The sequence below is a fragment of the Corallococcus carmarthensis genome (assembly GCF_003611695.1).
In the GTDB taxonomy this organism is placed as follows: domain Bacteria; phylum Myxococcota; class Myxococcia; order Myxococcales; family Myxococcaceae; genus Corallococcus; species Corallococcus carmarthensis.
In genome coordinates this window covers 97,152-122,733 of the sequence record NZ_RAWE01000006.1, presented here as the reverse complement: position 1 = coordinate 122,733, position 25,582 = coordinate 97,152, and the positions used below count along the sequence as shown (strand labels likewise).

Annotated in this window: 21 protein-coding genes; 8 read left to right on the top strand and 13 right to left on the bottom strand. The window is 71.9% G+C overall.

What is annotated here, in order from left to right:
- The 3 genes from D7X32_RS03320 to D7X32_RS03310 form a co-directional block, all read right to left on the bottom strand.
- Window positions 1–191, bottom strand: a 191-nt coding sequence (locus D7X32_RS03320; protein ID WP_147450012.1) for a hypothetical protein, incomplete at its 3' end; no start/stop codon positions are given.
- A gap of 9 nt (window positions 192–200) precedes the next feature.
- On the bottom strand, window positions 201–1,187 hold the full coding sequence (locus tag D7X32_RS03315) for a M56 family metallopeptidase (protein WP_120601026.1): 987 nt from the start codon (window positions 1,185–1,187) through the stop codon (window positions 201–203).
- Complete coding sequence (locus D7X32_RS03310; RefSeq protein WP_120601025.1) at window positions 1,184–1,576, bottom strand: BlaI/MecI/CopY family transcriptional regulator; 393 nt, start codon at window positions 1,574–1,576, stop codon at window positions 1,184–1,186. The genes D7X32_RS03315 and D7X32_RS03310 overlap by 4 nt, the downstream gene beginning before the upstream one ends.
- A 95-nt stretch (window positions 1,577–1,671) precedes the next feature.
- Here D7X32_RS03310 and D7X32_RS03305 point away from each other — a divergent pair, with 95 nt between their 5' ends.
- Window positions 1,672–2,733 carry a DMT family transporter gene (locus D7X32_RS03305; protein WP_120601032.1) on the top strand — a complete coding sequence of 354 codons (1,062 nt, stop codon included), beginning with the start codon at window positions 1,672–1,674 and terminating at the stop codon, window positions 2,731–2,733.
- 117 nt (window positions 2,734–2,850) lie between these two features.
- Here the strand turns inward: D7X32_RS03305 and D7X32_RS03300 are convergent, their stop codons facing one another.
- Window positions 2,851–3,795: a DUF1259 domain-containing protein gene (locus tag D7X32_RS03300; RefSeq protein ID WP_120601024.1), complete on the bottom strand. Its 945-nt coding sequence runs from the start codon at window positions 3,793–3,795 to the stop codon at window positions 2,851–2,853.
- A 42-nt stretch (window positions 3,796–3,837) separates the two neighbouring features.
- Window positions 3,838–4,818: a chromate resistance protein ChrB domain-containing protein gene (locus D7X32_RS03295; RefSeq protein ID WP_120601023.1), complete on the bottom strand. Its 981-nt coding sequence runs from the start codon at window positions 4,816–4,818 to the stop codon at window positions 3,838–3,840.
- Window positions 4,819–4,976: 158 nt separating this feature from the next.
- On the opposite strand from D7X32_RS03295, the gene D7X32_RS03290 reads away from it, so the two are divergent.
- Window positions 4,977–5,282 carry a hypothetical protein gene (locus D7X32_RS03290; protein WP_147450011.1) on the top strand — a complete coding sequence of 102 codons (306 nt, stop codon included), beginning with the start codon at window positions 4,977–4,979 and terminating at the stop codon, window positions 5,280–5,282.
- An 87-nt stretch (window positions 5,283–5,369) separates the two neighbouring features.
- On the opposite strand, the gene D7X32_RS03285 is transcribed toward D7X32_RS03290, so the two are convergent.
- Complete coding sequence (locus tag D7X32_RS03285; RefSeq protein ID WP_244238821.1) at window positions 5,370–6,740, bottom strand: multicopper oxidase family protein; 1,371 nt, start codon at window positions 6,738–6,740, stop codon at window positions 5,370–5,372.
- A 394-nt stretch (window positions 6,741–7,134) separates the two neighbouring features.
- Here D7X32_RS03285 and D7X32_RS03280 point away from each other — a divergent pair, with 394 nt between their 5' ends.
- Window positions 7,135–7,521 (top strand): hypothetical protein, encoded by a 387-nt coding sequence (locus D7X32_RS03280; protein ID WP_120601020.1) that lies wholly within the window; start codon window positions 7,135–7,137, stop codon window positions 7,519–7,521.
- A 33-nt stretch (window positions 7,522–7,554) separates the two neighbouring features.
- Here D7X32_RS03280 and D7X32_RS03275 read toward each other — a convergent pair whose 3' ends face one another.
- Both D7X32_RS03275 and D7X32_RS03270 read right to left on the bottom strand, forming a co-directional pair.
- Window positions 7,555–8,166, bottom strand: coding sequence for a hypothetical protein (locus D7X32_RS03275; RefSeq protein ID WP_147450010.1), 612 nt, complete (start codon window positions 8,164–8,166; stop codon window positions 7,555–7,557).
- Window positions 8,167–8,368: 202 nt separating this feature from the next.
- The gene (locus D7X32_RS03270; protein WP_120601018.1) at window positions 8,369–8,827 is read right to left on the bottom strand and encodes a GNAT family N-acetyltransferase; all 459 of its coding nucleotides are present in this window, start codon (window positions 8,825–8,827) and stop codon (window positions 8,369–8,371) included.
- 100 nt (window positions 8,828–8,927) lie between these two features.
- Between D7X32_RS03270 and D7X32_RS03265 the strand changes: the two genes are divergently transcribed.
- Both D7X32_RS03265 and D7X32_RS03260 read left to right on the top strand, forming a co-directional pair.
- Entirely contained in the window at window positions 8,928–10,178 is a 1,251-nt protein-coding gene (locus D7X32_RS03265; RefSeq protein ID WP_120601017.1) for a hypothetical protein, read from the top strand.
- Between the two features lie 128 nt (window positions 10,179–10,306).
- Window positions 10,307–11,044: a hypothetical protein gene (locus D7X32_RS03260; protein WP_120601016.1), complete on the top strand. Its 738-nt coding sequence runs from the start codon at window positions 10,307–10,309 to the stop codon at window positions 11,042–11,044.
- Here the strand turns inward: D7X32_RS03260 and D7X32_RS03255 are convergent.
- Genes D7X32_RS03255 through D7X32_RS03235 form a run of 5 tightly spaced genes read right to left on the bottom strand, consistent with a single transcriptional unit; the run spans window position 11,016 to window position 17,166 of the window.
- Entirely contained in the window at window positions 11,016–11,996 is a 981-nt protein-coding gene (locus tag D7X32_RS03255) for an ABC transporter substrate-binding protein (protein WP_147450009.1), read from the bottom strand. The genes D7X32_RS03260 and D7X32_RS03255 overlap by 29 nt on opposite strands.
- Window positions 11,993–13,051 (bottom strand): D-alanine--D-alanine ligase family protein, encoded by a 1,059-nt coding sequence (locus tag D7X32_RS03250; protein ID WP_120601014.1) that lies wholly within the window; start codon window positions 13,049–13,051, stop codon window positions 11,993–11,995. The genes D7X32_RS03255 and D7X32_RS03250 overlap by 4 nt, the downstream gene beginning before the upstream one ends.
- A complete protein-coding gene (locus D7X32_RS03245; RefSeq protein WP_120601013.1) occupies window positions 13,048–15,141 on the bottom strand; it encodes an MFS transporter in 2,094 nt (697 codons plus the stop codon). The genes D7X32_RS03250 and D7X32_RS03245 overlap by 4 nt, the downstream gene beginning before the upstream one ends.
- A complete protein-coding gene (locus D7X32_RS03240) occupies window positions 15,138–15,893 on the bottom strand; it encodes a cache domain-containing protein (protein ID WP_120601012.1) in 756 nt (251 codons plus the stop codon). The genes D7X32_RS03245 and D7X32_RS03240 overlap by 4 nt, the downstream gene beginning before the upstream one ends.
- 16 nt (window positions 15,894–15,909) lie before the next feature.
- Window positions 15,910–17,166 (bottom strand): OprO/OprP family phosphate-selective porin, encoded by a 1,257-nt coding sequence (locus D7X32_RS03235; protein ID WP_147450008.1) that lies wholly within the window; start codon window positions 17,164–17,166, stop codon window positions 15,910–15,912.
- A 128-nt stretch (window positions 17,167–17,294) separates the two neighbouring features.
- On the opposite strand from D7X32_RS03235, the gene D7X32_RS03230 reads away from it, so the two are divergent.
- The 3 genes from D7X32_RS03230 to D7X32_RS47435 are packed head-to-tail and all read left to right on the top strand — an operon-like array spanning window position 17,295 to window position 25,547.
- Entirely contained in the window at window positions 17,295–19,625 is a 2,331-nt protein-coding gene (locus D7X32_RS03230) for an MFS transporter (RefSeq protein ID WP_120601010.1), read from the top strand.
- Window positions 19,618–20,814, top strand: coding sequence for an ABC transporter substrate-binding protein (locus D7X32_RS03225; protein ID WP_120601009.1), 1,197 nt, complete (start codon window positions 19,618–19,620; stop codon window positions 20,812–20,814). The genes D7X32_RS03230 and D7X32_RS03225 overlap by 8 nt, the downstream gene beginning before the upstream one ends.
- Window positions 20,811–25,547 carry an nSTAND1 domain-containing NTPase gene (locus D7X32_RS47435; protein WP_120601008.1) on the top strand — a complete coding sequence of 1,579 codons (4,737 nt, stop codon included), beginning with the start codon at window positions 20,811–20,813 and terminating at the stop codon, window positions 25,545–25,547. The genes D7X32_RS03225 and D7X32_RS47435 overlap by 4 nt, the downstream gene beginning before the upstream one ends.
- Window positions 25,548–25,582 lie beyond the last annotated feature (35 nt).

The window sequence follows — 25,582 nt, the reverse complement described above, 5'->3', positions numbered from 1 at the left end:
GCTGAAGCCCGCCCCGCTGCGGCTTCCGCATCCGCGACCCGCCCCTCCAGGCTCTTGGCCTCCACCTGCTGCACGTACAGGGCTTCGGTCAGCGGCGCCTGGGCCGTGGCGCTCCCGGCGAAGAGCAGCCCCAAGATACTACCGGCGATAGTAGATATGGCCGAAGGAATGCGGAGCGTGCGCGTGGGCATGGCCGTCGTTCAGGAGAAGAAGTGGAGCGCCGTTTCCACCGCGTGGTGGAGGAATGCCGCGTGGACGAGCGCGAGGGTGAGCACCCCTGCGCCGGCACACGCCGCGGACAGCAGTGCCCGGGAAGGAGCCGCCGGCCGTGCCTCGCCTTCCAGGAGCTGCCGCACCCGCTGCTCCAGTGCCAGCTTGCCGAAGGCGGGAACTCCGGCCACGGTGGACGCACGTCGCTGAAGCGCCGCCATCTTGACCAGCGCCTCGGCCACCACGGTTCCATCACCGACCGCGAGCACGGCTTCCACGTCGCACGCCTCCTCGGCCGCCGTCTGGTAGGCGGAGAGGAAGACACGCGCCAGGGGCGGTGGAACGAAGAGGCCCGCGAGGGAGAGCAGCAGCGCCGCCAGCGGGTCCCTGCGCCGCAGGTGGGCCTCTTCATGGGCCAGCGCTCCGCTCAGCTCCGATGAGGCCAGGACCTCTTCCACGCTGGCGGACAGGAGGATGCGCCGGTGGCGCACCCCGGCGGCATGGCACAGCCGGGGCGCTCCCGGAACGGCCACCACGGGGAACGTGCCCGGACGCGTGGAGCCCAGCGCCTCCAGCGCGGCCAGCCGGGCCCGCGTCCTCATCACCCGCCACACCAGCGCGCCCGCGCGGAAGATGAACGTCGCGAGCGCCACCGCCCCCACCACCGCGAGCACCGGCCTCAACCCCGACGAGTGCAGGATGCACAGGTGGAGGTGGTGGCCATGGCTGCCACAGTGGTCATGACTCCAGCCCAGCACCGCGGAGAGAGACGGCGCGGCGGCGGCGGCCACCACCGCCAGCGCCACCACGGCGGGAAGCGTGCCCAGGACGAAGGCCCCATCCGCCCGGAATGCCGGGCGCAACCGCGACGCGGGCCAGGGCAGCATGAAGGCGCCCCTCACCAGCAGCGAAGCCAGCACGCCGACAGTCGCGGCCACGGCCGCGCACTCCAGGAGGAACGCCAGGAGCGCGATCATCCGCGCCCCCGCCGCCGCTCGGAGATGAGCTGCGCCAGCCTGTCCAGCAGCGACTCATCCACCTCGGCCGCCGCATCCACGAACGCGGCCAGCGCCGTCTCGCCATGCGACTGGAGGATGTCGGCAGCGAGTCCGTCCGCCAGCGCCTTTTCGAACTCGGGCTGGGAGAGGGCCGGGGTATAGCGCCAGGCCAGGCCGTCCTTTTCGCGCTCCAGCAGGCCCTTGCGGTGCAGCCGGTCCATCGTCGTCATGATGGTGGTGTAGGCCCGCTCCGCGCGGCCGGTCATCCGGTCGCACACTTCCCGGGCCGTGACGGGAGATTGCTTCCAGACGACCTTCATCACGGCCGCTTCCAATGTGCCGAGCGGCTCCCAGGTGCGCTTCTTCACGAAGGCGGATCTAGTCCCGCGCAGCTACTACCGTCAATAGTAACAGTCGGCGCTCCGGGCCCTGTCCGAGCTCAAGAGGAGGAGGATCGGTGTCCGTGTCTCCACGTGTGAAGGGCGCGGTGCTGGGGCTGTCCGCCGCGGCGCTCTTCGGGGTCAGCGCGCCCATGGCGAAGCTGCTGCTGCCCTCCAGCACGCCCCTGGTGCTGGCCTCGATCCTCTACCTGGGCGGCGGGCTGGGGCTGACCTGCCTTGAAGCCCTCCGGCGGTTGCGCCCGTCGAGCGCTCCGCGACGCGAGGCGCGTCTCGGGCGCAAGGACGTCCCCCTGCTGCTCGGGGTCATCCTCTGCGGCGGGGTGCTGGGCCCGGTGCTCATGCTGGTGGGGCTGCAACGGCTGTCAGGCGTCGCGGCCTCGCTGCTGCTGAACCTGGAAGGCCCCTTCACCATCCTCCTGGCGCTGCTCGTCTTCGGTGAGCACCTGGGCCGTGCAGGGGCCCTCGCCGCGGCCTTCGTCATGGCAGGCGCCGGGGTGCTGGGCTTCCAGGAGGGCGGGCTGCACGGCGACGTGCTCGGCGTGCTGGCCCTGGCCGGCGCGTGCCTGGCGTGGGCCGTGGACAACAACCTCACGCAGCGGCTGTCCCTCAAGGACCCCATCGCGCTCGTGCGAACCAAGGCGCTCGGCTCCGGCACGTGCACGCTCGTGCTGGCCTGGCTCACCGGACAGCCCTTCCCTGCCGCCCATGTGCTGGGTGCGGCCCTGGTGCTCGGCTTCGCCAGCTACGGGCTGTCCATCGTTCTGGATGCCTATGCCCTGCGCCTGATGGGCGCGGCACGCGAGGCCGCGTACTTCGCCACGGCGCCCTTCGTGGGGGCGCTGGTGGCGGTGCCGCTGCTCGGCGAGCGGCTCAGGCCCCTCGACTTGCTGGCGGGCGTGCTGATGGCGGCGGGCGTCGTCCTGCTGCTGCGTGAACGGCACGGCCACCTGCACACGCACGCGGCCCTGGAGCACGAGCACCTTCATGTCCACGATGCGCACCACCCACATGCGCATCCTCCCGGCACCGACCTCACCGAGCCGCACAGCCATCCCCACCATCACGAGGCACTGACGCACGACCATCCGCACGTCTCGGACCTGCACCACCGACACAAGCACTGACCGGGACCCGCGTGAGAAGGGGCACGAACGCTGGCGATCCACCCTTCCCCGTGCGCTTCCATCCTGGCTGAGCACCGGAGTCGTGGCGTTCGGAGCAAGGATGGGAGCGGCCATTCCTCAGTGGGCTCCTGTCCCGGCAGACGCCGGGGTGAGGTCCAGGGCCGAGCGCACCCCGCGCGCGAGGTCTTCGGCCGGCCCCACGCCCCAGTAGTGCAGGAACATCATCCGCGGCTCTTCACCCGTCATGTGGTTGTGGATGGCGACGATGTCGATGTTCGCCGCCCGCAGGGCCTTGAGCACCGGCTGCAGCTCGCTCTCCAGCATGGCGAAGTCCCCGTCCACGACGGCCTGCCGTGGGGTCCCGGCGAACGCCGCCCAGGTGTTGACACCCATCGCCTTGCCCATCTCATACCCGTGCATGCGCACGGTGCGGCCCACCGTGATTTTGTAGACGCCATCCTTGGAGGTGCCCTTCTGGCCCAGCAGCGCGTCGAGCCGCGCGGCATCCAGCTTCGAGCGGGCCGGGTCAACCGACGCGCGAGGCACGCGGCCCTTTCCGCCCGCCGTCTCACGCAGGCGGGCGAAGACCTTGCCCACCGCGTCGGCGAGCCCGGCCGTCTCGCCCATGCCGCCGATGTGCATGAACATCACCTTCGGCTGATCCCAGAAGAAGTGGTTGTGCAGGGCCGTCACTTCCAGCCCGTTCCGCAGCGCCGCGTCCATCACCGGGCTCACCTGGTCCTCCAGCAGCACGATGTCGCCCATCACCATGGTGGCGTCCCCGGTGCGCTTGAAGGCGGTCCAGGCGGTGAGGCCCAACGGCGGCGTGAGCTTCACTCCTGCGGCGCTCGCCTGGATGTCCGAGCGGGGCAGACTCACCTTGAATACGCCCTCGTCCGCGCTCGACTCGCCCTTGACGCCGGTTCTCCGCTCGATGTCCGACGTGTCGAGTCCCACGTCCCCGGGCTGACCGCCCTGGGGCTGCTGGGCATGAACCGCGCCGGTGACGAGCAACGCCAGGGCCAGCGCCAGGCGCCTCCAGAATCCGCTTCCCTGCATCATCGCGAGTCCTCCTTCTTCGGGTGTGATGCCCTGGCGCGCGTGTCAACGCGTGGGCTTCTTGGTGAAGACGGCGTACAGGTCGTCCAGGACGGCCGAGGCGCGTGCGAGTCGCTCCTCGTCCGTGGGGTTGTTGAGGGCAATGCCGGCGACCAGCCGCTCGAGGCCCGCTGTCTCGGGCCTGCCGAACTTCGCGTCCTTCAGGTCGATGTCGTGCACCATCTCGCGCAGGGCAACGAGCGCGCCGTCACGGAGGCCGAAGCGCTGCACGAGCACTTCGAAGGTGCACAACTCCCCCTCGTGCGAGTACTCGCCCTCGAACATGTCGAAGCGCAGCTCGCCGGGGCTGGGCGCGTGCGACCTGCCCGGGACGAAGCGAAAGCGCGCCTCCGGGTCGATGAATCTGCGGATGAGCCACGCGGAGGCCATGCGGTCCACATGGACGCCCTTGCGCGTCACCCAGGTGGCCCCGCGCGGGCGCGCTGTCACGTCCGCGGGGGCGGGCGCAGGAGCAGCCTCCTTGCGCAAGGCGCTGGCGAGCATCTCGTCGAGCGCCCCCAGCAGCCCCTCCAACGTCTCTCGGCCCGGGGCATTGAAGAAGTCAATCAGCGCGACTTCGTCGAGCCGCCGCCGCAGCCGCGCCAGTCCGGCCGAGAGCGCCTGCGGTCCCTGCTTGCGCAAGGTGCGCCGTGTCTCCCGTTCGAGCTCCCGGGCCTCCTCGGCGAGCGCGTGGTAGTCCGCGTCACGGGCCGCGATGAAGAGGGCCGCCACGGCTTCATCGTCGAGGCCCTCCAACAGGCGGGCCTCCAGCATGCTCGCCTCGCCCCCCTCGCGCGCGACCTCTTGCGCCACCCACTGCAGGTCCTCGCGCGTGTCCTCGTTCGCCGGAAGCACCCAGGCCGAATTCTTGAGTGAGATGGCGCCAATGCGCTGCAGGTGCCGCCACACCTTCACCCGCAGGTAGGCGGGCTGCGTGGGCAACTGGTGCAGCAACAGAAGCCAGCGTGCTGGAGAGCTTTCGGTCATCCGCCTCGCCTCCGTGAGCCTATTGATACAGCCGTATCAACCCATATTTAACAATGAAATGACTGAATCAAACCCCTGTGTTCAGTCATTGGGACGCAGCGCTCCCAAGATTTGGGGGATGCCTTGCGCCCCTCCAAGTCAACCAAGCGAGGTGACTCATGAGTGTACGAATGCAGCGGATGGTCGCGGTGTTGGCGGCAAGCGCGCCGGTCTTCCTGGGGCTGGCCGCCCATGCCGCGGTGCCTCAGGCGTGGAAGGACTGCGAGAAGGAGGTTGTGCGGTTCTGCCCCAAGGCCCAGAGCAACGAGGCCATCTTCCAGTGCATCGAGAAGCGCGAGGGGATGGGGGCGCAGGCCGGGCTGTCCAAGGCCTGCAACGCGGCGCATGAGCGGTACGAGGCGCAGACTGGCAAGGAGGAGTCCGGGGAGCACGAGCACCAGGAGCACCACCAGATGGGGGAATAGCCGCTCTTTCTTCCGCGCGCGGGTGGATGGGACAGGCGCGGATCATCCTCGAAGTGCCGGTCCAGCAATCCTCGAGCGGCCGAAAGGTCAAGCCGGTGAGCCGGGCTCAACGGGAGCCGGGGCATCCACGTCGATGCCGTCCCGGCGCAGCGCATCCGTGATCGCCGCCTCGGCCAGCGTGCCGGGTGGGTTGTCGTACCAGCCCGGGTCCTTGTAGCCGTCCAGGCGCTCGCGGACCTTGAGCACGGTGAACATGCCGCCCATGGTGATGGAGTCGTGCTTGCCCTGGAGCCCCAGCATGGGGATGGAGTTGGGCGGGACAGGCATCCCCATCTCGCCCATCTGCGCCATGCCCGTCTGGCCCATCGTCATGTAGCCGGGCAGCAGCGCGCGCACCTTCGCGTCCAGCCCACCTGGCTTCACGCCAATCATGTTGGGGAAGGCATGACCCATCTGGTTCATCAGGTGGTGGGTCATATGGCAATGCAGGGCCCAGTCGCCGGGCGCGTCCGCCACGAACTCGATGGCGCGTGCGCTGCCCACGGGGACGATCACCGTCGTCTCCGGCTGCTGCGCGGACTCGGGAACACGTCCGCCGTCAGTCTCGGTGATGCGGAAGTGAAAGCCATGCAGGTGGATGGGGTGATGGTTCTGCGGGCTCAGGTTGCCGAGCCGGATGCGCACCCGCTCCCCCTGGCGTACGACGAGCGGCTCGGTGCCGGGGAACGCCTTCGCGTTCATGGTGAGCACGTTGAAGTCCGTCATCTCGTTCGGATGGGGCCGACGGGTGCCGACGTCGATGCGCCATTCATGCAGCAGGATGACGAAGTCCCGGTCGATGCGAGGCCCCCTGGGCCGGCGCGGGTGGATGATGAACATGCCCGTCAGGCCGAGGGCGATCTGCGTCATCTCGTCGTGGTGCGAGTGGTACATGTTCGTCCCTGACTGGCGCAGGGTGAACTCGTACTGGAACGTCTCACCGGGGGCGATGGACTTCTGGTTGAGGCCGCCCACGCCGTCCATGCCGTTGGGCAGCAGGATGCCGTGCCAGTGCACGGTGGTGGGCGCGGGCAGCCGGTTGGTGACGTAGATGCGCACCCGGTCGCCCTCCACCGCCTCGATGGTCGGACCATGGACCCGGCCGTTGTAACCCCAGCAGAAGGCCTTCAGACCGGGCGCGAACTCGTGCTCCACCTCCTCGGCCACCAGGTGGAAGACCTTCACGCCGTCCACCACCTTCCACGGCAGCTTGGAGCCATTGGGCACCACCACGGGCGGGTAGTCCCGGCCGGGCATCCCGGGGCGCAGCCAGTCCTGCCGCGCTTGTCGCGGGCCGGTGCTCGCGGCGGAGCCCTCGCGGGGCCCGCGAGCCGCCGGGACCTCCGGCTGGGCGCGCGCCGCGGAGCCGCTCAGCAGCAGCGCGCCACCCGTGAGCGTAGCGCCCGCTGTCGCCAGCATGTTTCGCCGGGTCAGGGTTCCCGTTCCTCCAGCCTCGGGAGGGCGTCCAGTGGGGCCTCCGCGCTCCGAGGTTCCGGGGACGTCCTCCTCGCGGACCGGTGCGCGCGCGGTCTCAGTCGTGCGGATGCTCATGGGGACCTCGTGGTCATGCCGTGATGGCAGCCAGGATGAGGACCCATGTCGATGTCCCGCGGTCCATGAGGTTCACAACCTCACGGCTCTGCATCGAAGTGTCGCGTCCGAGCGGCTCGTCATGGACAACAACGCCTCCGACGTCAGGGAGGCAGGCGGCGAGCCACCGCCTCCACCGCTGTCCCAGTCTGGCTCGGACAGGCCATCCTCCAGCTCCGGCAGCAGCTTTCCCTTGGGAAGTTCAAACCTGGGAGGAAATGCCATGAGGAAGCTTGGATACGGCCTGCTCATCACCACGGGACTGCTCTTCGGACCGCTCGCCGGAGCCCAAGATACCCATCAGACACCGAGCCCGGAGCGCCAGACGAACGCGCCCGCGCAGCAGCAATCCGGGTGTCCCTGCGGGATGATGGGGAGCGGCATGATGGGCCATGGCATGGGCGGAGCGGGAATGAGCTGCCCCATGCACGGAATGGCCGACGTGAAGGTGGAGCAGACGCAGACAGGGGCCATCCTGCGGCTCACCGCGAAGAACCCCGGACAGGTCGCGGAGGTCCAGCGCATGGCGGAGGGAATGCAGCGCTGCATGAGCGCAAGCGGCACCCCACAGCAGGGCCAGCCGTCCTCGCCCGGTCAACAGCAGCGCTGACGAGCGCGCGCCGTCTCAAACAAGGGAAGCGCGCTAAAGAGAGAACCTCACGCCCACCCGTTCATGCAGCAGGTGAACGCTCGTGCCGAGCACCCGCACGTAGGTATAGGCAACGCCCAGGTTGAGCGCGAACCATCGGTTGGGGTGCCACTCCACGCCGGCCCAGACTTCCGGGAAAGCGCCCAGGCGCGACTCGAAGTTGGGATCCGACTCGCTGTCGTCGTCATCGAAGTCGAGGTCGAGCGATTGCACGGTGGTGACGAGAGGGAGCCCCAGGAGCTCCCTGCCCGCGCCCGCGGCTCCGAGCTTCAGCCCGCCACCGACGTACGGAACCCATCGCTGTGCTGCATCGTCGCGCCAGCGGTAGAGCAGCCCCGGGGTGAGACCCAGCTCGGAGAAGGTGGCATCCCCGGAGCCACCGACCCCCACCTCCAGCGGCAGGCGGAACGCCCACCGGGCACCGAGATCCACCTGGAACGAGGCCTGGAGGCTGATGCCTACCGCCGCCCGGCCGCCGGAGAAGGCCTGCATGGGCCCCAGCGCAAGGGGCTCCAGATTGACTCCCGCGCCGAAATAGCCGGAGCGCGGCACGTCACCCGCGGTCGCTGTGGATGCGAGGACGACAAGAAGCGGTACGAACGTCATTTCATCTCCAGACTGCAACGATTGCGCACGCGCCACGGAGTCGAGCGTCCCGGCCTGAACGGCCTGCTCAAGCACTGCGCGGCCGCGGGCGATGGCGTCAGCACTCACGCCCATCGCTAGCATGCTCCGCCGGGCGGTTTCCAGGGTCACCCGTGGGAGTCCTTCTGGATGGACCCGGCCGCCGTGCAGCCGCGGCAGTGATTCAAAGAGGGCGCTTCATGCCCTCGTGGCTCGCCACGAATCCCAGCCGCGCGTAGAAGCGCTGGGCTTCGTGGCGGCGCTTGTCGGTGGTGAGCTGGATCAGGGCGCAGCCCCGGGCCCGGGCGCGCTCCATGGCGTCCACCATCAATGCCTCACCAATGCGCTGTCCCCGCAGGTCGGAGCGCACGCGCACCTCCTCCACCAGCGCCCGCCGGAGCCCGCCGCGGCCCAGGCCCGGGATGTACGTGAGGTGGAGCGTGGCGACGACCTGCCCGTCCTGTTCGCCCACGATGATCTCGTTGTTCGGGTCAGCGGAGATCTCCTTGAACGCGGCATCGATGGCGGGAGTGACCTCCTCGGCGTAGCCGGTGCGCGACCGCGCGATGGCGTCGTCCGCGAGCAGCGTGAGGATGGTGGGCAGGTCCGTGGCCCGGGCGTGACGGAAGGTGATGGGGGGCATGCAAGGAGTCTAGCCGCCTTCACAACCGGTGGCCGTTCCGCGTCCTGGAGCCAACGCCTATTGGAGCGGGCGCTCAAAGCTCCAGAGGGAGAGGTCTTCGATGAGCCTGGTGAAGCAGCAGGGCATCCTGAGCCCGGACACGCGCAACGAGAAGGATGCGGACGTCATCATGACGGCGGCGATTGTCGGGTGGGCGTGGAGCCGCCTCACGAACGCGGACGTGAACAAGCGGCACGCACGGGTCGACTTCGAACTCAAGGACACCCAGAAGCTGAATGCGAAGGAGCTCGTCGAACAGACGGAGACCATCGACATCCACAGGGCCGCCATCACGAAGCTCAACCAGCTGCTGCATGCCACGGGGCTCAAGCCCGAGCAGCAGGTGGAGCTGGGCACGACGCCCATCTGGACGACCGGCGGCCGCATCTCCGGAGGCTCCGGCGACAAGACCCCCGCCGACGCCTACCGCTACAACCCGCCGCTGCCGGACGGGTACGCCGCGAAGCTGTTCCAGATGGCCACCAACCCCGCCACCGCGGGCCTGCTGGGCTACCAGGGACGCGGCGCGTACACGGGGTTCATCGACGGCCGCACGGATGGGCAGACCGGGTTGATGAGCACCTTCCAGCACACCGTGCCGTTCGACGATGCGTACGGGCGGCGGTGGCATCCCCCGGAGGCGCCTCCGGACAAGACCTGGGGGATGATCCTCACCACCGCGATGCAGGACCACGAGGACCCGGACGAGTCGAAGCAGGGCCTCAAGCAGTGGGGCATGCACTTCGAGGGCCCGGCGCCCCAGCGCAACCGCGACATCTGCGCCTACACGCACGGGATGATCCAGGCCATCTACGACGTGCACGTCCACCAGCTGGCCAACGACACCAGCCCGACCAAGAAGACGCCCTACAACCCGGGCACGCCGTATGAGATCGCGGTGGGCAAGCAGACCACGAAGCTCGCCTCCTGCTTCCCCTGCAGCATCTTCATGGAGGCCACCGGCCACGCGGCGTCCTCGACGCACCTGGGCCGCGGCGAGTCCTGGAGCCCCCTGTATCCGCCCTCCAATCCCACCACCACGCAGCACAAGGCCTGGCAGGCGTGCAACACGCAGTGGCAGGCCTACTGCAAGTCCATCATCGACGCCGGGCTCCAGTGCCTGAAGAAGGCCCCGGCCCAGGTGAACGGCGACTGGACCGCCAGCGTGGCCGCGCTCGACCTGTACCTCAACGGCCCGCGCGGGGTGAACAAGACGCCGGCCACCGCGGCCCAGGCCTACGCCAACCTCATCCTCGACGCCGTGACCGTGCACGACCACGAGGTGAAGCGCGTCGCCCGGACCCTCAAGTAGCCGAAGCAGACGGGAGGACCCGGCCTGGCGCCGGTGACTCTGGCAGGCCTCACGGGGCACACCGCCCCGTGGGGCCTCTTTTATTTTCGGAGGAATCACAGCCGGTCCGCCCGCGCCGTCCTGGCGGCATGATCCGAACGGATATCTTGAAGGCTTGTCAGGCGCGGGACTCCGCGCTGTTCGACGTCGCGCTGTTCGCGGAGCGCCTGTCGCGGCCCCCACGCGGACAGGGCCCGCTGGAAGGCGAAGCCCTCTTCGCGTCGCTGCGCGCGCGGCTGCCGGAGGGCCCCAACCGCCTGCTGGCCTTCGGGCTGGCGCTGCGGTCCGCGACCGCGGACTCCGGACACCCCGGCCCAGCGGAGCTGCCCCTGGCCCAGCTCTCCCGCGAGCTGGGGGTGACGCCCGCCCAGGCGCGCGATATGCGCCGGGGACTCGCGGACGGGCTCTCTCCGCTCGTGCTCGCGGCGGAGCCCGCCTCCCTCCTGCACACGCGGGTGCTGGAGGCCGTGCTGCTGACGGCGGGGCTGGAGCTCCGCCTCACGGAAGCGGAGGCGACCGCGCTGGGGCGGGCGCGGGAGGACGTGGCCCACCTGCGGGAGCTGGCCGGGGAGCTGCTGCGCCGCAACGCCTTCGGCGCGCAGGTGGCCTGGCCCCTGGAGGCTCTGCGCCAGCAGTTGACGGCGCTCGCGCTGGCGCCCTCGACGCTCGCGCACCGCCAGGAGGCCTGGCGGCTGGCGGTCCGCTTCTCCCACGCCATCGGCCAGGACCTGGCGCAGCAGCTGGTGCTCGACCTGATGCGGGAGCTGCTCCACGTCGACGCGATGGAGTGCCCCCGCCCTACCGCTCCCGCATCCTCGCGTACCTGAGGATGTGCATGGGCGGGTACAGGCCCAGCGCGTGCGCGGCCGGCATGTTCACCTCGAAGGAGAAGCGCGACAGCGCTTCAATGGGAATCTCCGAGGGCGGCTGGCGGTCCCGGAGGATCTGCGCGGCCTTGAAGCCCGCGAGTCCTCCCACGTTGTAGAAGGGCGCCACCAGCCCCATCATGCCGCCCGCCTCCAGCTGCACCTCGATGGCGCAGAAGGTCGGCAGTCCCAGTCTCAGCGCTTCGCTCATCAAGAGCTGGCTGTGCGGCGCGAAGAAGTTCACCGGCGGCAGGTACACCAGGTCCGGCCGCCGGGCCGCCAGCCGCTGCATCATCGTGGGCAGCCGCGCCGGGTCCGGCTTCCCATCCGGGCCGAGCGGATCCACGGCCACCAGCTCGATGCCGGCCTGGGCGGTGAGCTGCGAGAGCCGGTCGAACATGGTGCGCTGGGACAGCTCGGCCGGGTTGTACGCGACGCCCAGCCGCTTCAGCGGCATGAAGGACTGCATGGCCTTGAGCTGGACGGGCAGCGAGGCCACGTGGATGGCGCCCGTCAGGTTGCGGCCGGAGCTCTCCAGCCGCTCCACCAGGCCCGCGCTGACCGGATCCGACACCATGGCGAAGACGACGGGGATGTCGGTGATGCGCGGGGGCGCGTCCGTTTCTCCCAGCTCGCCCACGAGCCCCTGCGTCACCAGCGTGCTCTGCGCGTAGACGAGGTCCGGGCGCCGCGCGCGGATCTCCTGGACGATGGCCGGCAGCCGGCTGGCGTCTCCCTCGATGTTGCGGACCGTGAACTCCACCTCCAGCCCAGCGCTGTGCAGGTAGTCCTTGAAGCCCTGGTCCGTCTCCGCGCCGGCCCGGTGCAGCACCATGAAGACGCGGTACGGCGCGGCGGAGGCGGAGGCCGCCGCCAGCAGCACCAGCGCCGCGAGGAGCGCCGGGCGGCTCATCGCTCCGCCTCCCGCGCCGTCCTGAAGGACGCCCTGTTCCACAGCCGGTGCTGCCGGTCCAGGCTGTGCCGGACGATGTGCTCGATGACGTCCGCCTGGCTGAACCCCGCCTGCCGCGCGAGGAACATCACCGCCGCGTGGCTGCCCAGGTTGCAGCCGATGTTGAACTCCAGCAGGAACAGCTCCCCGGTGTCCCGGTGCAGGCGGAAGTCGACGCGCAGGTAGTCGAACTCCATCACCGCGGCGCACAGCTTCAGCGCATGCTCGCGCAGCCGCGCCTCCAGCGGCCCCGGCGACACGAGCCGGCGCTCACGGCCTCCGTCCAGGAGCCGCTTCTGCCGGTGGGTGACGATGCCGTGCGGCAGCGCGGACGTCTCCTCCGCGACCCCCAGCACCAGGGGCTCCGGCCCGCCCAGCACCGGCACCGTGAGGTCCACGCCGGGGATGAGGGCCTCCACGAGGCAGGCCTGGCCCAGGTTCTGGAAGTAGCGCAGGCGCGCGTGCAGCCCGGCCTCCGTGTCCTGGATGCTCTCCTCGGAGATGCCCACGGACGCGGCACCGAACCGCGGCTTGACGAACCAGGGGCCGGGGAAGTCCGGCGCGGCGGGGAGCGGTCCCTCCACCGGACTGACGAGCCACGGGGCCGTCGGGATTCCCAGGGCCCGCGCCATCAGCTTGGTGAGGTGCTTGTCCTCCGCCAGCGCGCGGATGTTGGGCGGCGCGCCCAGGTAGGGCACCTCCAGCCATTCGCAGAACGCCGACGTGAAGACCTCCGAACTGCGGAACGGCGCGCGGTTGAGCAACGTGAAGACGTAGTTGGGTTCGCTGCGCAGGTGGACCAGCTCCTCCAGCGCGCGGCAGGGCGAACACCGCAGCCCCAGCTCCGTCAACGTGTGGAACAGCTCGTGGTTGTAGCGCGGGAGCACGCCGTGCTCCGGGTGCATGCCGGGCCTCGGCGCACCGGGCTCCGGCGCGTACTGCGCCAGGAACAGCACGTCCAGGCGCTCGCGCTGCAAGGGGGTCAGCTTCAGCAGGTCTCTTGAGAGTCGGGTCATGGGGCTTTCGGGGAGGGAGTGGACGAAGGAAGGGAGCGGACGAAGAGGTACGCGGCGAGTCCCGCGGTGAGCACGAGCATCCCGGCGCCAATGGCGTGGGCGCACCGGACGAAGCCGCTGGCGCCCAGCAGCGCGGCGGCGAGCAGCGGGCCGGCGAGGCTGCCCACCCGCTCGATGATGCGGAACACGGACAGGAGCGCGTCCAGACCGAACCCGACGCACTCCTCGGCGAAGAGCGGCGGCACGCTGGCCAGCAGCGGCGTGGTCGCCAGCGCCTGCCCCAGCCCCACCAGCAGCACCGAGGCGAGCAGCGGCCAGCTGCCTTCCGCCGACGCGAACAGCAGCACGCCCAGCCCGGAGGATCCGCCGCCCGCCAGCATCATCCCCCGGTGCCAGCCGTACCGGTCCGCCAGCAGCGACACCACCGGCGTGGCCAACACCGTGGCGATGAAGGAGCCCATCATCAGCCGTCCGATGGCGGCCTCGCTGAAGCCGAGCTCATGCAGGCGCAGCGGCGTCAGGAAGAAGAGGAACCCCGTCAGCACCAGGCGCACCGGCATGGCCGCCAGCAGGATGAACAGCAGCACCCGGCCGCGCTTGAGGATGCCCAGGTAGGCCGCCACCGGGCGGTGCTCGGCGGCCTCGCGAGGCCCCGAGTCCGGCGTCAGGAGCCCCACCAGCACCATGGACAGACACACCAGCCCCGCGGCGACCCCGAAGGTCGCGCCGTACCCGATGCGGTCCGCGAGGATGCCGCCAATGGCGGTGCCGCACACGCTGGCGGCCGTGGAGGCGCCCACGAACACGCCCATGCTCCGCGCGCCGTGGCGCTGCTTCGACGTCCGCGCGACGTGGAGCAGCGCCGTGGCCGTCACGATGCCGTAGCCACCGGCGGTGACGATGCGCCAGAGGAACAGCTCGGTCAGGCTCGACGACTGGCCCGTCAGCGCCAGGCCGAACGCGCTGGGCACCATGCCCGCCAAGAGCGCCACGCGGCTGCCCCGGGTGTTCAGCAGGCGCCCGCCCAGCGGCGTGCACAGCACCATGGCGGTGACCCACAGCGACATGGGCAGCGCCACCATGAAGCTCTCCGAGAAGAAGGGGCCGGGCTGGTAGAGCCGCTTGACGTAGAGCGGCCAGAACGAGCGCGAGAGCTCCGAGCCGAAGAGGTAGATGAACAGCGGAAGCCGCAGGTCGCCGGTCTCCGGCTCCTCCAGCGCCGCGGGTGCCTTCGGGTCGCCGAACCGGAACCGCGCCCCCAGCGCCGCGAGGGCCTGCTCCACCGCCTCGGTGAGTCTCCCGCCGCGCCGTGCTCGAGCGGCGCGCTCCGTCAGCGCGGCGTGGCGGGCGTTGAGGACGCGCACCAGCCTTGCCGCCGCGGCCAGCGCCCGGGTGGCCTCGTCGTGCAGCCGCAACCGGGCCTGCCGGGTGAAGTCCCCCGCGCTCCCGAGCGCCAGCAGCCGGTGGAGCAGCCGCAGCGGCCGGACGACGAGCAGTCCCATCAGCGCCATCAGCACCTCGATGGTGACCAGCGCCGTGACGAACAGGGTGATGAGGATGTCGGTGTGGATCTCCTGGAGCCGCTGCTCGACGTAGCCCGCGTCGATGCCCAGGTGGAGCTGTCCGATGACGCGGCCCCGCGACTCGACGGGATGGGCCAGGTCCAGCGCGCCCTCCAGGCGCGCCAGCCCGCGCGACTCCTCCTGCCCGTGGGCCTGCTTCACCCTGTCGAAGAAGGACTCGGGCCGCGTCTTCAGCTCCCGCGAGGCGTACAGCAGGCGGCCCTCCGGGGAGGCGAAGCCGATGTAGCGCAGCTCCTCGTGGCCCGCCGCCGCGTCGTCCAGGTAGGCATCCGCCGCCCCCAGCCGCGTCACCGGGATGCCCAGGTCCGCGGCGCGGTGGAACTGCAGGGCCACGGTCTCCGCCAGCGTCTCCGCCTTGGCCCGCAGGTCCGGGCGCAGCGACTCCTCGAAGAGGCGCGACGCTTGAACGGAAGCCGCCACCAGCGTCGCGACAATGAGCAGCGTGGACAGCAGGCTCACCTGCCAGATGCGGCCCCGGGACAGGCCTCCGTCGCTGGCCGGGCTCATGTGCCCTCCAGGGACTGCTCCGCACGGGCCAGGGCCTGGGAGGCTTCCTGGTAGCGCGCATCGAACGCGCGCACGTCCTCGTCCGCCGGGGCCGCGTGCGCCGGGCCCTCCATCCCGCGAAAGGTCTTCTCCATGGCCTGGAACCGCTGGCCCAGGGGCTTGAGCAAGCCCCACATCAGGGCGCAGACCAGCGTGAAGCCGCAGGCCAGCGGCCACAGCGCCTGCCGGGCGAACGTGTGGAGGAAGACGCCCGCGCGCGCATCCAGCGCCCGGCGGTCATAGGCGATGAGCACGAACCCCACGGGCTGGCTGAAGGGATTGAGGATGGGCGCGCCCACCAGCAGCGCCGTGCTGTCCGTGCGGTTCCAGGTGCCGTCGCGCGCCGCGGCGGCTTCCTCGAACCAGACCGCGCGCTCGCGGGCGGAGCCGGGCAGGTGGGTGGTGGCGTGCAGCCCGCTCTGGAACAGCACCGTGCCCCGGCGGTCCAGGATGACGACGCCCCGGATGTCCGGGTCCATGGCGGAGACCCGGGTGAGGATCTGCTGGGCGTCCCGCGCGGCGGGCAGGGCCAGGCCCAGGTCGATGGCCGCCTCCGTGGAGGCCTTCGCGTCCAGCGCGAGCACGCGCAGCCGCGAGCGTTGCAGCTCGCCGAGCGTCGTCTCGAACTTGGCGTAGTTGAGCAGGACGATCAGCGCGATGGAGAAGCACAGGATGGCCGCGGTCGCGGCCCCCAGCTTGAAGAACAGACTCATGGCCCTGCCCTCCCCTTCAGAAGAAGGACCACTGGATCCGCATGAGGAACTCGTCGAAGGACGGCTGCCCCTGGGAGAACCGGTACCGGCTGGCGTTGAACATCCAGCGGGTGGACGTGTTGAGGTACCAGTTGAGGCCCGCGGTCAGCTCCTGGATGCGCTCCACGGAAGGGCCGTCGTGTCCGGGCAGGCCGTCGAACTTCAGTTGGGCGACCCCGTAGCGCAGCCCCACCTCCCACGCGCCCGCCCCGTACCGGCCCGCCGAGGGATCGAAGGGACTGGAGGGCTCCACGCCGCGCTCCACCCGCTTCTCCCCGGTCAGCACCCACGTCCCGGACGCGTACACGGCCTGGGAGCGCAGCCCCGGCAGGTGGACGCGCCGCGCGTCGTTGCCGACGTCCGAGGCCTGGAGCCAGCCCTCGCGCGTGGAAGCATGGAAGCGCGCGTACTCCACCTTCAGCGAGGTGGGGCCCTGGAAGGAGACGGCGTCGGCGCCCAGGCGCCAATCCGCGGGGCCCACGTACAGGCCCGAAGCGCCCGTGGCATACGTGACCTTGTACTGGGGAGACGTGAGGAAGGCGTAGCCGGTGGCCAGCTTGCCCCGGGCCTCCTCGGGCAGGTTGTCCCCCAGCGCGTGCGTGGCGCTCACCGCGACGGAGAGGCCCTCCAGCGGTGACACGGAGAGGCGGCCCGCCAGCATCTTCCCGCGGTCCTCGTCGCGCGCCTTGCTGCTGGCCTCGTTGAAGAGTCCCAGCCAGTACTCCACGCGCTGATCCGCGAGCTCGCCATGGAGCGCCAGGCCCTGGTCGTACCGGGGCAGCACCAGCGTGTAGAGCAGCGACTGCTCCACGAAGTCGAGGAAGACGGAGGACGTCTCCAGCCACTCGTAGCCGAAGGGGACCTTGAGCCTGCCGGCCCGCAGCCGGAGCCAGGGAGCGGCGCGCAGCTCCAGCCACGCGTCCTGGAAGAGCGGCGTGTTGAACTGGCCCACGTCGGCGATGAGCCGCACGTCCGCGAAGGACGCCAGCGTCCCCGTGAGGTTCAGCCGTGCGCGGCGGACCAGGAAGGTGCTGTCCCACCCCTCGTCGGTGGGGTGCAGGCGCAGGTCCGACTGGAGGTTCATGCCCACGCGCAGGGTGGACCGGCCATCGCGGCCCTGGAGGACGGCGACGCCGCCCGGGGCCGGTGTGTCCGCCCGGGAGCCAGGGGGCAGCAGGAGCACCGCGACAAAGACAGACAGAAAAAAGGGGCCGGGCCCGCGGAGTTCGTTCATGCCCAGCACGACGTCCGCATGGTTGTCTTTGTGAAACTTCACACCTGACGTCCCGGGGCCGTCCTCGGAAGTCACCCGCGCGGCCCGGCTTTCTTCCGTCCACGGCGCCACGCCTTTCGAGAGGATCCATGTCTGCCCATTTCCTCCGGCACGGACGCGGGCTGCGCCGGGCCCGGCTTGGCGCCCTCCTGCTGGTGCTGGCCGCGTCGCTCGGCGGGGTCGTCGCCGTGGGGCTGAGAGAGGCGCAGCGCGGCTATGCCCACCTCCAGTTCGAGCGGCTGGCGGCGCAGGGCGCGGTCATCCAGGGGCCCGTGGAGATGTTCCTGCGCGTGGGCGTGGCGCTGGAGCAGTTCACCGGCTTCCACCACCTGGCCCGCGCGCTGCGCGAGGCGGATCCCACGCTGGAGGCGGTCCGTGTCCTGGATGCCCGGGGCCGAATCCTCTTCTCCGAACCTCCCGGGGAACAAAGCGCGCTCCCCCTTCCCCGCCGCGTGCCCTCCCCTCCCGGCCAGCGCTTCGAGGTGACGGAGGACGCGCGCGCGTTCCGCGTGGCGCTGCCGCTCTCCGACCGCTTCGGCGTGGTGGGCCGCCTGGAGCTGGTGATGTCCCGGCAGGCCGTGGACCTGCGCGTGCTCCAGCGCTTCCAGGCCCTCTTCACCCTGCTGGGAGGCTGTCTGGTGTTCCAGGTGGCGTTCGTCCTGGGGGCGCAGCGGCTGTGGATGCGGCGGCCCCGGCGCTGGCTGGGCCTGGCCTTCAGCGCCGGCTTCGGCGTGATGACCCTGGCCACCTCGCTGGCGCTGGTGGACCTCTACTCGGACGGCCTCCAGCAGCGGACCAGCAGCCTGGCCCATTCACTGGCGCGGCGGCTGAACGAGGCGGCGCGGCTGGGGCTGACGCTCTCCCACCTGCGCGGGCTGGACACGCTGCTGGAGGACTACCAGCGCTCCAACACGGACCTGGGCTCGCTCGCGCTCATCGCGGATGAGCGGGTGCTGGTCCAGGCCGGCTCGGGAGCGGGGGCGCCCGGGCATGAGCGCTTCAAGTACACCATCGACCTGGAGCTGACAGAAGGGCCCTGGAGCCTCCCCGTGCGGCTGGAGGTGGGCGCCGCGAAGGGCGCGCTCGACGACCGGCTCTGGCGCGGGTGCCGCGGCTTCCTCTTCCTCTTCGTGGCCTGCGGCCTGCTGGGCCTGCTCGTGCTGAGGGCCTTCGCGCCCCTGCCCCGGCGCGAGACACGGCCGCGTGCCTTCGAGCACGGCGCGGTGGACCGGCTCCAGCCCCTCGCGTTCCTCGGGGCCTTCCTGGACGGACTCCCCCTGGCCTTCCTCGCCACCTCCGCGGAGGCGCTCCATCCGGGCGGGGGCGCCGCGCTGCTCTTCTTCGCCTTCCATGGCGCCAGCGCGCTGGCGCACCTCTACTCCGAGCGCTCCATCCGCGACCTGGGCCCCGGCCGCTTCCTGATGGGCGCCCTGCTGCTGTCGGCCGCGCCCCTGTTGCTGATGGCGTGGACCGGGGACTTCCGCCTGTGGCTGCTGCTGCGCTGCCTCTCGGGCCTCGGGCACGGAGCGCTCGCCGCCGGAAACCGGGCGTACCTCCTCGCGGTCTTCCACCCCCAGCAGCCCCCAGCCCACGGCTCGCGCCTCGCCCTGTCCCGCTGCGGCGGGCTGCTCGGCGGCACGGTGCTGGGCGCCCTGCTGGCGGCCCACCTGGGCCCTCGCGCGGCGTTCCTGTGCGGCGGCCTCTGCGCCCTGGCCGCGCTTGCGTACGCGCGGCTGTGGTTGCCCCCGCTGGATGCGCGGGACAAATCCCGCGGGCCCGGTCCCTTCCGGGCCTCCCTCTCCTGGCTCGCGCCTCCACCGCTCCCGTCGAGCACCGGGAGCCCGCGCGAGCACCTCCCGGCGCTGTTGCTCGTCGGCCTTCCCTCCCTGCTCGTTCGCGGGGGCGTCCTCTGCTTCGCGCTGCCCTTGTGGCTTTCGGGCCAGGGCGAGGACGCGGACCGCATCGGCCAGCTCCTGGCCCTCCATGCGCTGGGAGCGCTGCTCTGCCATGTCCTGCCGCCGCCGCGCACCGCCAGGACCCGGAGGCTGTTGCAGGGCGGCGTGCTGGGGATGGGCGTCGCGTTGTTGGCGCTGGGGATGGCGGGAGCGCTGGAGCCCGTGTTCGTGCTGGCGTTGGGGCTCTGGGGCCTCTGCCACGCGCTCATCCAGGCCTGCCTCAAGCGCCCCCGATCCCAAGGCCCCGGGGAAGGCCTCGCGCGGGAGCGGGGCCCGCCGTCCATCACCCCGGTCGTTGGCGCGCTCGGGCAGTGCCTGGGGCCCCTGGCCGTGAGCGCGCTCTGGCACCTGCCTTCGGAGCCGCTCCAGGTGCTCGGAGGGCTGGGCGCCGGAGTGCTCCTGCTGGGCGCCGCGTACTTCTGGCTGACCCGGGGCCTGCCCGGGCGCGAGGCCCGCCATGCGTGACGTCACCCCCACACGGGCCGGATGGCTCGTGGGCCTGCTGCTCCTCCTCGTCATGCCCCTGCCGGCCTCCGCGCAGCCGGAGGACCTCTCCGCCTGGGTAGACCTGCCCCCCGAATCGCTTCGTGGCTGGAAGGTGGAGGCGTCCGCGGAGCGGATCCGCGTCGCGCACGAACGGCCTCCCACGCCGCGGGAGCAGGTGCGCGAGGTGCTGGTGCTGCTCACCGTGGCGCAGAGCAGCCTCAACTGGATCCTCGAGGGCATGCTGCCCGTCTTGCGCGACGGGCGCGTGCGGGTGGAGCTCACGCTGCACAAGCTGGGCACGGGCCGGCAGGAGCAGGAGCGCATGCTGGCGCTGGCGGACTCCGGGCAGTTCGACCTGGTCGTCGGCCTGGGCTCGGACGCGACGCGCTTCCTCTACAACCGGTTCGGCAATCAGCCCACGCCGGTGGTGGCGCTCTGCAAGGCGCCGGAGCTGTGGCTCGGCTTCGAGGAAGGGGCCTCGCGGCAGGCCAAGCCGGGCAACATGGCCTTCGTCTCGCTGTCCCTCTCTCCGGACGTGCAGCTGCACTACCTCCAGGAGCTGCTGGGCCCGCTGAAGGTGCTGACGGTGGTGTACGACCGCCGCAACCAGAGCACCGTGGAGGTGGAGGCGGAGGCCATGCGGCGGCTGGCGGCCCGGGACGGCTTCCAGTTGCTGGAGCTGGCGGTGGACGGCAAGCGCAGCGCGGAGGCGATGCTCTCCGAGCAGGTGCCCCGGATGGCCCACGCGATGCGGCTCATTGATCCGGAGGGCAGGCACAGCCTCTTCTGGGTCACCACGTCCTCGGCCGTCTACGACGAGCTGGAGCGCATCGACGGGCTCTCCGAGGGCATTCCGGTGCTGGGCTCCGTGCGCGAGGCCGTGCGCGAGGGGAGCGCCAGCGCGGTCATGTCCATTGGCGTGCCCTTCAAGAGCGCCGGTCAGCTGGGCGCGCGCTACGTGCTGGAGGTGCTGGGGTCGCGGCTGCCGGCGTCGCGGCTGCCCATGGGGGTCATCTCCCCGCCGGACCTCGCCATCAACCTGCGGCGGGCGCGCCAGCTGGACGTGAAGCTCCCCTTCCACTTCCTGGAGCAGGCCAGCTCCATCTACGACCTGGACGGCAGGCTGGTGCGGCAGGACGGGCAGCCCGCGGTGGCCCCTCCGCCGTGAGCGCGCCCGACGCCCGCGCCGCGCCGCTGGAGCTGCTCCTGGAGCTGGTGCGCGCGCACGAGGCCGGGGACGCGTTCCACTTCCGGCTGGAGCCCCAGGAGTACCTGCTGCGGCGGGCCCAGGGCAGCTACGCGCGCGCGGCGCTCGCGTGGGAGCCGGCGCTCCTGGCGGACCTGGCGGAGTTGGAGCGGCCCCAGCCGGACCGCAACGTGGTGCAGCGCCTGGGGGAGCGGCTGCGCGCCTTCCTGGAAGCGGTGGGCTGGGACGCGCACGCGCGAGACATCCTCACCGCCGTCCAGCAGGACCGCCCGGTGCACCTCACCTTCCGGTTCGCCGCGGCGGAGCTCTACGCGCTGCCCTGGGAGCTGCTCACGCTGGGCACCTCCGGGCGCACCGTGGCGGAGCTTCCCGGCGTGCTCGTCCGCTACGAGTGGCCCGCGTCCCAGGACGCGCCCGCCCCGGCCACCTCCCGCGCGGGCCGCATCCTCTACGCCTGGTCCGCCGCGGGAGGCCAGGTCCCGGCGGGGGCGCACCTGCGCGAGCTGGGCGCGGCCTGCGAGGAAGGCGTGTATCCGTTCGAGCCTGGGCGGGACGTCCTGCCGCACGTCTCGCTGGAGTCGCTGAAGGAGGCGCTCGAGCGCCCCGGCGAGCCCGTCTCCGTCCTCCACCTGCTGTGCCACGGCGGCCGGCGGGGGCAGACGTATGGCCTGCTCTGGAACGCGTCGTGGGAGGGCGGCGAGCCCGAGCTCGTGGACGGCGCGACGCTGCGCCAGCTGCTGATGCCCTACGCGGGGACGCTGCGGCTGGTGGTGCTCTGCGCGTGCCAGAGCGGCGCGGGCACGACGGACAACCACCTGGGCAGCGTGGCCCAGGCGCTCCATCGCGCGGGCCTCCCCGCGGTGGTGGCCTCCCGCCTGCTGCTCTCCGTGCCGGGCTCCGTGGTGCTCACCCGCGCCCTCTACCAGTCCCTGCTGGTGGCGCCCGCCTCGCTGGAGGAGGCGGTGGGGTCCGCCCGGCGCCAGCTCGCGCTCGACACCACTGCGTTGGATCACGTCTCGCTCCAGCTCTACGCCCGCGCGGAGCACGGGAGCGACACGCGCCCGGTGGCCCTGCGTCCCTACCGGGGCCTGCTGCCGTTCCGGCAGGAGGACCGCCGCTTCTTCTTCGGACGGGAGGCGCTCCAGCGGGAGCTGCTCCAGCGCGTCCACGAGGCGGTGGAGGACCGGCGCCCGCGCTTCCAGATGCTGGCCGGCGTGTCGGGCAGCGGCAAGTCCTCGCTCGCCCTCGCCGGCCTGCCCAGCGACTTGCGGGCCACCGGCTGGGAGGTGCGGCTCTTGCGGCCCGGGCAGGGCCACGCCGAAGTGCTCCAGCAGGTGCGCCAGGTGCCTCCGGAGCGCCGGCTGCTCTTGCTCGTGGATCCCTTCGAGGACCTCTTCACCGCGCTGACGCCCGAGGCGCGGCGCGCGCTCGCCACCGACCTCTGGAGCCTGTCGCGGGACGCGGAGCGGCGCGTGGTGGTGCTCGCCACGCTCCAGGTGGACTTCCTGGGGCGCTGCGGGGACCTGGTGGTGGACGCCGGGGGCACGCGCCTGGACGCGGTGGTGTACTCGGACGCGTATCGCCTCTTCGTCAGCGAGCTGCAGGGGGAAGCGCTGCGCGCGGCCATCGAGGGTCCCGCGCGCAAGGTGGGGCTGGGCTTCGAGCCCGGCCTGGTGGACCGGCTGCTCCAGGACGTGGGACAGGAGCCCGGCTCGCTGCCGCTGCTCCAGTACGCGCTGGATCAACTCTGGGAGGAGCGTGAAGGCCCCCTGCTCACGCACCGCGCCTATGCGGCCCTGGGCGGCGTGGCGGGGGCGCTGAAGCGGGTGGCGAACCGGCTCTACGCGGCGCTGTCCCCCGGCGAGCAGCGCCAGGCCCGGCGGCTGCTGGTGGAGCTGGTGGACTTCCAGCAGGGCCCCGCGCCCGGCATGCGGGGCCGGGTGAGGCAGCGGCACCTGCGCCCCACCCTCCCGGAGCCCCGCGCCGACTTCGACCGGGTGCTGGGCACGCTGCTCACCGCGAGGCTGTTGACGCGCGACGAGGACGCGGCGGGCGTGGAGTGGCTGCAGCTGTCCCACGCGTCGCTCCTGCGCACCTGGCCGGAGCTGGCGGAGTGGGCCCGGGCGGATCAGGAGCGGCTCCAGCACTTCCGCGAGCTGCAGTCCTGGGCCCACGCGTGGCTGGCGCACCGGGGGGAGCCGGATGGCGGCGCGCCCTACCTGCTGTCCGGCAGCCGGCTGGGGTACGCGCAGGACATCCTGCGCCGCTACAGCGAGGAGCCTGGCGAGGACGTGCTCCAGCTCCTCGACGCGAGCGTGGCCACGGCCGAGGCCCAGGACGCGTCCGCCCGGCGGCGCCTGGTGCGGCTGCTCGTGGCGGCGCTCGTGGTGGCGGGGGTGATGGCGGGGCTGGCGTGGAGCGCGAGGCAGTTGGAGGCCCGGGCCCGGAGCGAGCGCCAGGAGGCGCAGCGCTACGCCCAGCGGGCCCGGGACCTGGTGCTGCTGGACGTCGCCCGGAAGCTACGGCGCGACAACCCCACGCTCGCCCTGCTCATGCTGCGCGAGGTCCAGCAGCCCGGGCAGCTCCAGGGCTGGGCCCAGGACGTGTCGGAGGTCCTCCAGGAACCGCTGAGCCGGGCGGTGCTGCGCGGCCACACGCAGGCCGTGGTCCACGTGGAGGTCAGCCCGGACGGACAGCGCGTGGTGACGGCCTCGAAGGACGGCACGGCGCGCCTGTGGCGGACCGACGGCGAGGGAGAGCCCTTGGTGCTCGCGGGCCATGAAGGGCCCGTCTACCACGCCACCTTCAGCCCCTCCGGGGGGCTCACCGTCCTCACCTCCTCGCATGACGGGACGGCGCGGCTGTGGAGCACGTCCGACGGCACGCTGCTGCGCACGTTCCGGCACCGAGGCGTGGTGCAGTGGGGCGCCATCAGCCCGGACGGCCGGTGGGTGGCCACCGCGTCGCGGGACGGGCTGGCGCGCCTGTGGCCGCTGGAGACGGCGGACGGGCCGCGCGAGGTGCCGCACTGGGGCCCCGTGCAGACCGTGGCCTTCAGCCCGGATGGGAAGCGGCTGGTGACCGCCTCGCAGGACGGCACCGCGCGCATCGTGTCCGTGCGCACGCCGGAGCCGCCGCGCGAATTGCCCCACCCCGCCCCCGTCACCTCCGCCACGTTCGACCCGGAGGGCACGCACGTGCTGACCGTGGCGCGCGACGGCATCGCCCGCGTCTGGCCCGTCAACGGCGCGCAGGGCCCCGTGCTGCTGAAGGGGCACCAGGGCGAGCTCACCACCGCGCGCTTCAGTCCGGACGGGCAGTGGGTGGTGACCGCCTCCCTGGACAACACCGCGCGCGTCTGGCGGGCCGACGGACGGGGCGAGCCCCGCGTCCTGCGCGGCCACCAGGGCGCCGTGCGCATGGCCACCTTCGGCGGCCCGCTGGGAGAGTGGATCCTCACCGTGTCCTCGGACACGACGGCGCGGCTGTGGTCCACGCGGGAGGACGCGCCGCCCCGGCTTCTGACGGGCCACCGCTCCACCGTCCTGTGGGGCGGCTTCGGTCCGGATGGGAAGCAGGCCGTCACCGCCTCCATCGACGCCACCGCGCGGGTGTGGCGGCTGGACGCGCCCCGGGACTCGCTTCCGCTGCAGGAGCCGGGCGGCTTCGTCTGGTCCGTGGCCGTGGGCCCGGATGGGACGCAGGTGGCCACGGCGTCCCAGGACGGGGCGGTGCGCCTCTGGTCGGAGGACGGCCGGCTCGTGCGCGTGCTCCGGGGCCACGCGCAGGACGTCCGCTCCGTGGTCTTCAGCCCGGACGGCAGGTGGCTGTTGACGGCGTCGCTGGACGGGACGGCGCGCCTGTGGCCCTCGGACGGGAGCGTGGAGGGCCGGCGCGTGCTGGTGGCCCAGCGCGAGCCCTTCTTTGGCGCCGCCTTCAGCCCCGACGGCCTGTGGGTGGCGCTCGCCTCCAGCCCGCGCGCCACCCGCATCCTCCGCGTGGACGGCACGCGGGCGCCCCTGCCGCTGGAGGGCCACGGCGACCAGGTCCGCTCCGTGGCCTTCAGCGCGGACGGCCGCCGCCTCATCACCGCGTCGCAGGACGGCACCGCGCGCATCTGGAGCGCGGAGGGGCGGCTGCTCGCCACGCTCTATGGCCATGACGACTGGGTCCTCTCCGCCGCCTTCCACCCGAAGGCCGCGGATCAGGTGCTCACCTCCTCCCAGGACGGCACGGCGCGCATCTGGACCGTGGAGAACGGCCGGGTCCGCGGGGCGCACGCCATCCTCCCGCACGAGGCCCCGGTGCCCTGGGCCGCCTGGAGCCCGGATGGCAGCAGGCTCGTCACCGCGTGCGCGGACGGGCGCGCCCGCGTGTGGCTCGCGGCGGGTCCCCTGGAGCCGTACCTCGTCCTCTCCGCGCACGAGGGCGAGGTGACGTCGGCCGTGTTCAGCCCACGCCCGGAGGAGCCCCGGCTCGTCACCGGCTCCACGGATGGAAGCGCCCGCGTGTGGCGTCCGCGCGAGCCGCTTCCGGTCGACCGGCTCCAGGAGAAGCTCCAGGCGGCCAGCTCCGCGTGCCTGACGCCCGGGGAGCGGCGCGGCCACCTGGGGGACCTGCCCGCGCGGGCCTGGGAGGCCACCGTGGAGTGCGAGCGCCGGCACGGGCGGACGCCGCTCCCTGACGCGCCCTGAAGCGCTCACAACGCCAGGGCACCGGGCGTCTTCCA